10 protein-coding genes are annotated in these 11,471 nt (G+C 57.5%); 5 read left to right on the top strand and 5 right to left on the bottom strand.

Annotated features, from left to right (window positions below; genetic code table 11):
* Positions 1–70: 70 nt before the first annotated feature.
* The 3 genes from H3H45_RS16585 to H3H45_RS16575 all read left to right on the top strand — a co-directional run bounded on the left by H3H45_RS16585 (position 71) and on the right by H3H45_RS16575 (position 2,246).
* Entirely contained in the window at positions 71–688 is a 618-nt protein-coding gene (locus H3H45_RS16585) for a hypothetical protein (protein WP_182834806.1), read from the top strand.
* An 18-nt stretch (positions 689–706) separates the two neighbouring features.
* Positions 707–1,072, top strand: a complete 366-nt coding sequence (locus H3H45_RS16580; protein WP_182834805.1) for a VOC family protein — start codon at positions 707–709, stop codon at positions 1,070–1,072.
* Positions 1,073–1,505: 433 nt separating this feature from the next.
* Positions 1,506–2,246, top strand: a complete 741-nt coding sequence (locus H3H45_RS16575) for a substrate-binding periplasmic protein (RefSeq protein WP_182834804.1) — start codon at positions 1,506–1,508, stop codon at positions 2,244–2,246.
* 262 nt (positions 2,247–2,508) lie between these two features.
* Here the strand turns inward: H3H45_RS16575 and lspA are convergent, their stop codons facing one another.
* The 5 genes from lspA to rloA3 all read right to left on the bottom strand — a co-directional run bounded on the left by lspA (position 2,509) and on the right by rloA3 (position 9,710).
* Complete coding sequence (gene lspA / locus H3H45_RS16570; RefSeq protein WP_235983770.1) at positions 2,509–2,955, bottom strand: signal peptidase II; 447 nt, start codon at positions 2,953–2,955, stop codon at positions 2,509–2,511.
* Positions 2,956–3,241: 286 nt separating this feature from the next.
* The gene (locus H3H45_RS16565; protein WP_182834802.1) at positions 3,242–3,862 is read right to left on the bottom strand and encodes a tyrosine-type recombinase/integrase; all 621 of its coding nucleotides are present in this window, start codon (positions 3,860–3,862) and stop codon (positions 3,242–3,244) included.
* Positions 3,863–4,028: 166 nt separating this feature from the next.
* Positions 4,029–6,188 carry a two-component system response regulator gene (locus H3H45_RS16560; RefSeq protein ID WP_182834801.1) on the bottom strand — a complete coding sequence of 720 codons (2,160 nt, stop codon included), beginning with the start codon at positions 6,186–6,188 and terminating at the stop codon, positions 4,029–4,031.
* Positions 6,185–8,890 (bottom strand): ATP-binding protein, encoded by a 2,706-nt coding sequence (locus H3H45_RS16555; RefSeq protein WP_182834800.1) that lies wholly within the window; start codon positions 8,888–8,890, stop codon positions 6,185–6,187. Before H3H45_RS16555 ends, H3H45_RS16560 begins: the two co-directional genes overlap by 4 nt.
* 301 nt (positions 8,891–9,191) lie before the next feature.
* Positions 9,192–9,710, bottom strand: a complete 519-nt coding sequence (gene rloA3, locus H3H45_RS16550; protein ID WP_407926700.1) for a retropepsin-like aspartic peptidase RloA3 — start codon at positions 9,708–9,710, stop codon at positions 9,192–9,194.
* A gap of 95 nt (positions 9,711–9,805) precedes the next feature.
* Here rloA3 and H3H45_RS16545 point away from each other — a divergent pair, with 95 nt between their 5' ends.
* Positions 9,806–10,189: a YkvA family protein gene (locus H3H45_RS16545; RefSeq protein ID WP_220494325.1), complete on the top strand. Its 384-nt coding sequence runs from the start codon at positions 9,806–9,808 to the stop codon at positions 10,187–10,189.
* Positions 10,190–10,529: 340 nt separating this feature from the next.
* Entirely contained in the window at positions 10,530–11,471 is a 942-nt protein-coding gene (locus H3H45_RS16540) for an L-threonylcarbamoyladenylate synthase (RefSeq protein WP_182834799.1), read from the top strand.

The following is an 11,471-nucleotide window of genomic DNA, read 5'->3' as shown; positions in this document are numbered from 1 at the left end:
TGCTGGCGATCGCTCTTATCCAGGCCTGATCGCCAGCAAGCTGGCTCCTACAGACACAAGGAAGCACCCCATGACACTCAAGGAAGAACTGGCCGCCTTCTACCACCGCTGCGGCTTTGCCGACACCGCCGACCGCCAGGCCTGCACCGTACCGGTCTACACCGGCTGCCTGCTGGTGCCGCTGCCGAATATCGAAACCCGCCACCGCTACCTCAAGTACCACGACCTGCACCACGTCGCGACCGGCTACAGCACCGGGCGCATCGGCGAAGGCGAAGTCAGTGCCTGGGAGCTGGGCACCGGCTCGATGTTCCATTCGCCGCTGCTCGGCACGATGAACCTGATCGCCCTCTCCACCGGCCTGGTGCTCGAACCCAAACGCATGTGGCGCGCCTTTCGCCGTGGCTGCCGCAGCCGCAACCTCTACCCGCAAACCATGCGCACGAAGATCGACAGCGAGTACTGGCCCGACCTGCCCGCCCTGCGCCAGGAACTGCTGGAGAGCCGCCGCGATCCCCTGCCGTCAGCCCTGCGCAGCATCGAATTCGGCGCCTACGCGGCCACGGCCATGCTCATCCATGCACTGATCGCCATCCCCGCCGTCTGCACCCGCGTGGTGACCGACATCGGCCTGGGCTACAGCTTCTTCAAGGTGATCAAACCAGCCAAACGCAACGACCTGTACTGACCTCAAGGAAGACCGCCGATGAGCAACCTCAACAGCGTGGAACTCAAGACCCTGGTGCCCGCCAAGGACTTCGCACGCTCCCAGGACTTCTACCAGGCCCTGGGCTTCAGCATGCCCTGGAACGACGACAACCTGGCCTACCTGCGCCACGGCAACTGCAGCTTCCTGCTGCAGAACTTCTATGTACGCGAACAGGCGGAGAACTTCGTCATGCACCTGCTGGTGGAGGATGTCGACGCCTGGCACCGCCACCTGAGCGAGTCGGGCCTGGCCGAGCGCTTTGCCGTGCGCATGGGAGACCTTGTCGATCAACCTTGGGGGATGCGGGAGTTCGTACTGTTCGACCCGAGCGGCGTGCTCTGGCATATCGCGCAAAATATCTAGGGGCTGTCCGTTTCTCGATTTGTGCAGAGTTTGTCGAGAGGCTCAAAGAGCACAGTCGAGGGGCAGGAATCGGCCAAGAGCTGCCTGACGCCACCGGGGACTTACGGCCAAAAGCGGGCTCTCAGATATGACTATGAAACTAGGGGTGATTCAGTATATTCAGGGGTCAGCGTTGCACTTATGTGTTGGATTCAGGCGTTGAAACGGTTGCAGAAGCTGTCCTGCGGGCCGGTGCACCGGCCATTAGCTCTAGAGTAGAACTGCAGGGCAACGGCAACGGCAACGGCAACGGCAACGGCAACGGCAACGGCAACGGTATGAGCCTGGAGGCCGTGGGGAGGAACGCAATTAATTGTGCGTTTCTGCTCTTTTTCGCTGGACCAGGCAGACGCTGCGCTGGCAGCTTAAACGGACTGGAAGCAGGTTGATCTGAATGGCTATTAAGTTTCTGATTTGCTTTGGGCTGGCATTGCTCAGTGGCAGGGTATGGGCTACGGAGATTGGGGTCTACGCTCCGGAGGAAGCACCTTACCAGTACCTTGATAGCAGCTCGGGGCAAGCTGCTGGCTTTGTTGTCGAGGTCGTACAACTGGTGCTCAACGAGGCGGGCAGCAAGGCACCGATCAAGCTGCGACCCTGGCCAAGAATTGAATGCTGTTTGCTGGAGCAGCCCAATAACCTGATCTTTACTGTCTACCGCAATCAAGAAACTGAACTTGACTACCGTTGGGTCGGATCTTTGGTGCCCTTTAAGATAGTCGTCTATCGGCTCAAGTCGCGCCAAGATGTGCAGGTGAGCAGTGTCAGCGAGCTGAGCAAGTATCGAATTGGCGTTGCTGCGCAAGGCGGCCGGTTTCGTTATCTGAGTAAACAGGGTTTGGCCGCCAATCTGGATATTGCCAACAATGATGAATCCAATATTCGCAAATTTTTCCACGGCCGGTTTGACCTTCTGCCTGAAGATCCCACCATGTTGCTCTACTCAACCCAGCGTTTGGGCTTGGATTTCAGTCAAGTTGAGAGGCTTTTTGAGCTCACCGAGTTGGCTGGCGAAGGCTATCTGGCCTTTACTCTGGGGACTGAGGATGCATTGGTGAGTCAGTTCACGCGTGCGCTGAAAAGGGTCAAATCAGGGTCGGCTTACCGGGATTTGTTACTGAAGTATGGGTTGTAAGCGCTGGTGACGGCATGGCGGCGAAAAATCAAAGGGGGCGGAGTGAACAAGTTTTGATGAGCCAAGCTGGTATTTGAACTCCAGCGCGACCAGCGATTAAAAATAATTCACTTCCCCCTTATAGCCACGATAGAGCAGGATGTTTATCCAGACAGGTAGGTGCTACAGACAGGTGATTTTCATCAATATGGGATCTGACTGACTGCTTTTGGCCGAAAGCAGTCTGTCACCAACGTCCGTTTCCGGCCAAAAGCGGACGCTACTAACAGACAGCTATCGGCTTTGGACGCCCTCCCGCTCCTATCAGAACCATGAGGGCGCCAAGATTGATCGCAACATCGGCGATGTTGAAGTTGGGAAAACTATTCCCTTCCCAGCTCAGCAATACGAAATCAATAACATGCCCATACGCAACTCTGTCGATCAGGTTTCCTGCAGCCCCGCCAAGTATCACAGCTAAGCCTAGAGAAGTGATGACTCGCTCCTTATGCTGCCGAATTATCCAGAACACGATCGATGCAATTATCGCGACAGCTATGAGTGAAAAAAGTATGCGCTGCCAACCTCCAGCGTCACCAAGCATCCCAAAGGCAGCACCTGTGTTGTACGAGAGTTGGAAATTGAACGATGGAAACACCGCAACCACTTGGCCAAAACTCAATGACATTTCTGCAGCTTGTTTCGTCCACTGATCAATGATTATTATCAAAAGCGAAACTGCTAGAAGACCAGCTTTTACCCATCTCGTAGATACCAACTCAACATCTCCTTTTCTTAGAAACGGGATGCCTAAGGTGCATGGCTAGCTATCACTGCCAGCGCGAGCTCAGTGCCTCGTAGGTTCCCGAAAATATTTAGGCTGTCTAAGCCCTGCGCCCTCGATAGTCAGAAGTGACCTCTTGACGAGGATTGTATTCGATCATGAGCGAAGTGTGGCCAATCGGCAGCTATTGGCCGGTTAGCGACGGCCTGACACCGACCGTCGCTATACATGGTCAAATCTCGGTCTGCTCCGCCATTTCCAAGGCGTCATCGACCTCAATCCCAAGATATCGAACGGTGCTCTCCAGCTTCGTATGGCCGAGCAGCAGTTGAACCGCCCTCAGGTTCTTCGTTCTGCGATAGATCAGTGATGCCTTCGTACGTCTCATTGTGTGAGTGCCATACATGGCCGGGTCAAGGCCAATGGCTTTCACCCAGCCTTTGACGATACGAGCGTATTGACGAGTGGATAGATGGTCTGAGGCATGCAGGCGGCTCGGAAAAAGGCAGTCCTCGCTACGGAGCTGTGCTTGATGTATCCAGGCCGCGAGAGCAGACCGTGTTTGCTCAGTGATCTCGAACTGCACTGGTCTCTGCGTTTTCTGCTGCATCACCATGGCTCGTGATGACACGTGTTCGCCATGGGCAACGTCTCGCACACGCAGCTTGGTTAAGTCGCAGGCTCGAAGCTTGCTGTCGATGGCCAAATCGAAGAGGGCTAGATCACGGGTTCTTTCTGCAATCTCAAGCCTTACTCGGATCGCCCAGATATCTCTCAGTCGGAGCGGGGTTTTCTGCCCGACCAATTTCCCTTTGTTCCAGGGCTGACGGCTGCAGGTAGCGATGATGTTCATGGCAAGTCCTCCACGTGTGGGAGGACAAGGATGGCTAGCCAGAGCAATGGTCGCTAACCGGCCAAAAGCGGACTTATTGTCATAGGCATTTTTGCCCCGATATGAGACTCGGAGATGCATACAAAACCAGGAGCGATTCTCATCATTAATTCATCAGTCAGTGAAATTACTTGTTATCCAGCTCAAAGTAAGTGACTGGCTGCTCGACTTGCTCCCAGAAAAAGTTACTGGCAAACGGCAGCACATTGGCTACCGACAGCGGCTTGCTGAAGAAATAGCCTTGGACAATATCGCAGGCTGCACTGACCAGAAACTTCAGTTGTTCTTCGGTTTCGACGCCCTCGGCGACCACACGTAGACCCAGGCGATGCGCCAAGTGGGCGATCGAGTCGCACAATGATGCAACCTTGTCGTCCGACTCGATATTCATGACGAAGGATCGATCGATCTTCAGTGTCTCGATAGGGAACTGCTTCAGGTAGGCCAGGGACGAATAACCGGTGCCGAAGTCATCAATCGATATGCTGACGCCCAGCTCGGTCAGCGCCTGCATGATGGTGATGGCGCACGCTGGCGAGCTCATGGCGCAACTCTCGGTGATTTCCAGGTCGAGGTATTCAGGGCTCAATCCCGTCTCGCTCAGCGTGGTCGCCACGAGCGACAGCAATTCGCTGTCCTGGAACTGCTGCGCGCTGAGATTGACCGAGACCGTCACATCCGCCAGTCCTGCAGACTGCCACTCCTTGAGCTGGCGGCAGGCCTCGCGCAGGCTCCAGGTGTCCAGGGTGGTAATCAGCCCAGTCTGCTCGGCAATCGGGATAAAGGCGTTGGGCGGTATCAGGCCCTTTTCCGGATGCTGCCAGCGGATCAGCGCCTCCAGGCCCGTCACTCGGCCCTCGGCCAGGCTCACCTGTGGCTGGTAATACAGAATGAACTGGTTTTCCTTTATCGCTGTGCGCAAGTCCGCCTCGACTTGCACCCGGTTGAACAATTGCTGCTTCAGGCTTTCATCGAAGAACGCATAACGCTGCCCACCCTGGGACTTGGCCTGGTACATGGCCATATCGGCCTTGCTGATCAATTCAAGATGGTCTTCACCGTCATCTGGAAAAAGGCACACGCCAATGCTGGCACTGGTCATGATCTCGCCGCCATCAATCAGATAGGGCGCAGCAAGCACCTGCAGGATCTGTTGGGTAATGGCAGCTGCGTGCTCCTTAGTCGGCAGGCCATCAAGGAGAATGATGAATTCATCACCGCCTTGGCGGGCGGCCACCCCTTGCCCTGATAAGGTTGTCTCGATCCGCCGAGCAACCTCGGCAAGAAGTCGATCACCGACCTGATGGCCGCGGACTTCATTGATAAGCTTGAATGCGTCGAGATCCAGCACCAACACCGCAAGAAGGGCTCTGGATAACTGCGCGGAGGCCATGCGCTGCTGCAACTGCTGCTGCAGGCTGTACTGGTTGGCCAGCCCGGTCAGCATGTCATGGTGAGCCAGGTAATTAATTCTTGCTTCGGCCGCCCTGCGGGCACTGATATCAACAAAACTGGCACGCAGCAGCCGATGCTCCTTGCCCGGCAGCATAACCAAGCGCATTTCACAAACAACGCCATGGCCGTCGGCGTGCCGCAGCACCCGCTCGAACACCACCTCTTGCCCCGCCAGGGCGGCGCTGTGATTAACGCTAATGGTTTGACTGGCAGGCAGGCCGTCGGGCTGGGGCAGATCGCCATACAGCGACTCGATATCACCGGCCAGCAGCTCCTGCCGTGAGCGTCCGGTCAACTGCAAGGCTTTGCGGTTGACCTCAACAAAATGGTTGAGCTCAACATCGAACAGGAAAATCGCCTCAGGGGCCTGCTCGATCATGCTGCGAAAGCGCTCTTCACTTTCTCCAAGCGCCAGGGTGCGCTGTTCAACCAGAGACTCCAAACGGCTGCTCAGTTGGTAGAGCTTCAGGTGGGTCGCAACACGTGCGAGCAGTTCGTTGCGATCAAACGGCTTGCTTAGGAAATCCACCGCGCCAAGGTCAAAACCTTTGACCTTGTCGTCGCTCTCGGTCACCGCGCTGAGGAAGATCAGCGGAATATTACAGGTCAGTGGGTTGGCCTTTAAGCGCCGGCAGGTCTCGAAACCATCAATGCCAGGCATACGCACGTCGAGCAGCACCAGATCCGGAGGCGCTGCCTCGGCCGAGCGCAGGGCCAACTCGCCACTGGCCGCGGCGTGCACCCGATAACCTTCCTGCTTCAGCGTATCGGCCAGCAGCCTGAGCGAGGCCAGGGTGTCGTCAACAATGAGGATCGTGCCCTTGTCCGTCATGCTCCGTATCCTTGTTTGACGCAGGACAGCGCATCAAGCATCGAAGCATAGTCCAGCTGTTCCGCCAGGCGCTGCAGGTGTTGAGCCAGCAGCGCGTCGACCTCGCTCACCCGGACGATCACGGCCTCGATCCGTTCGCTTTCGAGGATTTCCAGGGCTTGAGCCAGGGCCTGACATAACTCGTTGGGAAGCCGTGCCAGACGCTCTTTCAGTCCGCCGAGCTCCACGGTAGTCGCGGGGCTATCCACTTGTGAGCATGTGTACTCCAGCCCGAGCAGCCTGGCCATGCAGTCGAATATCTCGTCCGGCCGATAGGGCTTGCGCACGTAGTCGTCCATGCCGGCAGCAATAAGGTCGGCCCGCTGCTCCCTGAAGGTCGACGCCGAGACCGCGGCAATTTTCACCTGCCTGCCGCCGGGTAACTTACGAATCTGGCGCATGGCTTCGATACCGTCCATCACCGGCATGCGCCAATCCATCCAGATGAAATCCGGCTGCCAGGATTGGAACCGCTCGATCGCCTGCGCACCATTCTCGGCCTGTTCGACCTGGAAGCCCGCCTGGCGCAGCAGCAGATCCAGAAGGTTGCGGTTCTCCAGCTGATCATCCACCACCAGAATGCGCCAGGCCCGCTGCCCAGCAGCCAGATGCACAGTGCCGCACTGGAGTTCCTCGGGGGTAACGGTTTCGCCGGCAACGGCCGGCTCGACATTGACCTCCACATGAAAGACCGAGCCCTGACCGACGGTGCTTTCAACGGTGATGGTGCCGCCCATCAGCTGGACGAACTCCCGCGTAATCGGCAGGCCCAGCCCGGTACCGCTGCGGCTGGCCTGCCGGCCGCCCTGCACAAAGGGTTCAAAGATCGCGGCGAGGTCGGCCTCAGCAATACCTGAACCGCTGTCTTGCACATCCAGCATCAGACGGATTACGCCATCCAGTGGCTGGGCCGATAGACGCACCGATACAGTGCCGGCCGTGGTGTTCTTGATCGCGTTGCCAATCAGGTTGACCAGTATCTGGCGCAGCTTCCTTTCATCGGCACTGATCCAGCGCGGCAGATCGGCCGCCAATTCGACCTGCAGTTGCAGGCCCTTCTCTTCGGCCCGGCCACGCAACATCCGGGCGACATCCTCGACCATGTTGGCCAGATCGAAGGCGCTCAATGCCAGTTGCATCTGCCCCGACTCGATTTTGGCCATATCCAGCACATCGTTGATCAAATTGAGCAGATGCGCCCCGCTCTTGTTGACGATGGCCAGGTAGTCACGCTGCACGCCCTGCAGCGTGGAGTCCCGCTGCATCAGGTCCGAATAGCCGAGAATCGCGTTCATCGGCGTGCGCAGCTCATGGCTCATGTTGGCGAGAAACATGCTCTTGGCCTGGTTGGCCGCCTCCGCTTGCCGGAGCGCCTGCTGCAAAGCACTGGTGCGCTGCTCAACCAGTTCCTCGAGATGGGCACGATGCTTTTGCAGTTCCTCTTCGGTATGCTTGCGTTCCGTCACGTCGAAATTGACACCCACCAAACGCAGCGCCTGTCCGGATTCCGATCTGATCGCGTTGCCGATACCGGCGATGACATGTACCGAGCCGTCTGCCCAGATGACACGAAACTCCGTGCTGTAGGAACGCTCGCCATTCAGTGCTGCCGCCACATCAGCCACTGTGCGCTCACGGTCTTCAGGCACCAGGAGTTGTGCCCAGCAATCGATGGTTCCCGTGAATTGCTCACGGGGGATGCCATAAAGCTGGAACATGGCGTCATCCCAGATCAGCTCGTTACTGGGCACATCCCAATCCCAAACCCCCAGGTGCGCGGCTTCAGTGGCTAGGTGCAAACGCTCCTGACTGATGCGCAACCTGGCCTCGGCTTGCTGACGTTCGCTCATTTCCTTCTGCAACTCCACCAGTTGAGCCTTGGCCATCTGGTGAATCTTGATGGTCTCGCCCCAGACACCGAAGATCGGGAAAAAGTAACCGAGCAGCTTCAACAGGTGGGCGGCATCCCAGTGTGCGTCATAAAAAACCTGCGCATCGAACACGAACAGATGTACCAGCACCTGGAAAGCCGCACACAGCACGATGCTCAACAACAGCGGGCTGCGTGACAGCCTGCGGAAGTAGAGGCGGCAGTACAGCAGGAAGATGCAGAAAAACGAGAAACCCAGGAACAGCTCAAGCAGCTGCTTACTGCTGGAACCGATACGCACAACGCTGGAAAGCCCTGCAGAGTTGAAGATGCTCAACGCAATGAGCACTGAGCAGGCAAAGCCGACAGCGTTGAAAATACAGGCGTAACGAACCCTTTTCTCGGCAGCCACTTCGCCCTTACCAAAAAAGTAGGCGATGGCAAAAAATATCAACAAGGTTGTCCTGCCGGTTAGCCAGGTCGTGGAGATGGCCCATCGGATTTGCGCGGGGGGATCGATCCAGAGCCGGTCAAAGGCAAACAGTGCATGGATTAACTCTTCGCCGCCAATCTGCACGAAGCCAATCGAAACGAACAGAAAGAACAAGCGCCCGGTGGTGAGAAAGTGCAGCAACACCATCACCCCAGCTGTTACGGCCACTAGCGATGAGGACAGTTCGAGCAAGGCATGGACATCACTGCTGCTCTGCCAGGTGGCATCCGCAATCACTGGGTAGAAGAGCAAGAGACTGAAGCTTAGGAGGATGAAGGCAGCATCTTTCCTTACGCTCATGTGAGCATACCCAACACCGGGCAGGTCTCTCGCGTTTTGCCCAGCTAAATCTGCTGACATGACGAATCTCCCAGCTTAGTGCGGCGCGTTGGCGCGTCTGGCACTTATAAAGAAGAATACCTCATAGAATGGAGCGAACCATGTTTGTGGCGGCATGCCAAAAATGAACTGACATGGGTTTAAGAAGCCGCTCGATAGAACATTCAATCGCCCCTACTTTTGCAGATTCAGAATGGCTGCTTTCGGCCGTCGCTATCCGGCCAGAAGCGGGCCGTTCCCATCGGAGAGTAGCGCCGCCAAGTCAGCTAGAACTAGCCTTGCATTTAGGCTCGATAGTGAAGGTTCGAGCTACGTCGACTGTCCCAAGATGCTCCAGCGTCCGTCGACCGATTAGCACGGGATAGAGCATTTTGCCCCGATTATTCAGGGAGAATTCTTCATCATAAATTTTGTTGCCGATACACATCTTCAGTCGCACTACAGGGCGACGGTCGGCGCCACCTGCACCTCGTACCTTGATGTTGCGTTCCACTTTCCGCTCGAATGGGATGCTCACAGACTCGCCGCTTTTGCTGTCCTTCGCCTCGACGTTGAATTTCACCCATTTCTTACCGTCTTTCTCGAAGCGCTTGATATCCGAGGCGTCCATTGACGATGTGAGCGCTCCTGTATCCAGTTTGATTTTGAGCGAGACGTTTTCGGGGAGTAGCAGGCCTTCTTCTATCCAGCCGAAGCTCTTGATTGCTGGCTGGTTGGCCGACATGGCCGGAGTGGCAATAAGTAATGAAAGAAGAGCGATAACCGACGTTGAGCTGCTCAAAGTAGGGCTCCTGACAAAAGGGGGTAGGGTCAGTAAGGTGTATCGCTGGCTGTAAATGTTCTGTGAAATCGACTGACTGTCCGTCGCCTGGAGGTTTGGTGTCCGCCCTCAATCGTCTTCGGCACTGGGCGCGTGCCCTAAAGCGCGACGCCCATGCTCTGTGGCTGGCGGCTCGGGATGCCCGAACGCCAAAGCTCGCCAAACTCTTGGCATTGCTCGTCGCGGCGTATGCCCTGTCGCCAATCGACTTGATCCCAGACTTCGTCCCTGTGCTTGGCTATCTGGACGATCTGATCATTGTCCCGCTGGGAATCTGGCTGGTAGTCAGATTGATTCCAGCAGGCCTCATGGCCGAGTACCGCGCACTTGCCTCGCTGGCTTCGGCGCGACCTGTCAGCAAGATGGCAGCTTCCTTTGTAGTTCTTGTCTGGCTGGCCTTGGGCGCGGCTCTTGGTTTCTGGCTAATGTCGAGGAGCTAGATATGGGCAGCCGCTTTCGGCCGACTCTATTGAAAAAGTCGGTTTGCGAGAGAACGGCTTCTCGGCAGCTCAAACAACGCTCGATTCCGGCGTTGCTAGGTAGAAAGCAAGACAGCTCCGTCTTCTGAGCGGACCAGATTTAAACGTCGCGAACACTCTTTGATGGGCAAAAAATGCAGCGGGAATTCTTCAACAATATCGGCCAATAGTTGCTGCTCAGAAGCAGCAAGCAGCCACAAATATTCTTTAGTGAAGCCGCTGCTCTCACCTTGCCCACAGGTAAGTCTCGATGCTCAATGCGTGAGAGAATATGATCATTTAGACCCTGCTCGTACCCGTTATGCCCCTTATCACCCCCAATATCGACGAATGCGCCGCCCGCCTGCGCGCCGGCCACCTGGTCGCCATGCCCACGGAAACCGTCTATGGCCTGGCGGCCGATGCGCGCCAGGATGTGGCCATCCAGAAGGTGTTCGCACTCAAGGGACGCCCGAGCAGCAACCCGCTGATCGTTCATCTACAGCGCGCCGAGCAGGTCGTCGAGTGGGCCGCAGAAGTGCCTACCGCCGCGCAGCGCCTGATGCATGCCTGCTGGCCGGGCCCGCTGACCCTGGTCTTACCGGCTCGTGACGAGGTTTCGCGCAGCGTCACCGCCGGCCAGGACAGTGTGGCGCTGCGGGTGCCGGCCCATCCGCAGGCGCAGGCCCTGTTGACGGCCTTCGGCGGGGGCCTGGTGGCGCCGTCAGCCAATCGCTACATGTCGATCAGCCCGACCAGCGCAGCGCACGTGGCCCAGCAGTTTGCCGACAGTGACCTGTGGATTCTCGATGGCGGCGCCTGCCAGGTGGGCCTGGAGTCGAGCATCGTCAGCCTGCTGCCCGGTGACAGCCCGCGCCTGCTACGCCGCGGCATGCTCAGCCAGGGCCAGCTGGAGGCTGTGCTCGGCGAGCCGCTGGAAGGCAAGGATGGTGGCGTGCGCGCACCCGGCCAGCACCATCGCCACTACGCCCCCAGCACCATGACCCTGGCCTTTGCCCAGGCACCTGCAGAAGCACTCGCCTCGCCACGTTGCGGCTGGCTCTGGTGCGGTCAAGCGCAACCCAGCCAGGGCCCGGCACTCAACTTGGGGAACGAGCCGCAGGCCTATGCGGCCGGTCTCTATGCCGCGCTCTATCAACTCGACGCCCTGGGGCTGGAGCGCCTCTATATACAACTGCCGCCACAACAGGACGCCTGGGCGGCAGTGCACGACCGTCTGGCCCGCGCCAGTCAACGAATTTAA

It is taken from the genome of Aquipseudomonas guryensis (genome assembly GCF_014164785.1).
In the GTDB taxonomy this organism is placed as follows: Bacteria; Pseudomonadota; Gammaproteobacteria; order Pseudomonadales; family Pseudomonadaceae; genus Aquipseudomonas; species Aquipseudomonas guryensis.
The sequence above is the reverse complement of the archived record's forward strand: the minus strand, read 5'-3'. Positions and strand labels throughout refer to the sequence as shown.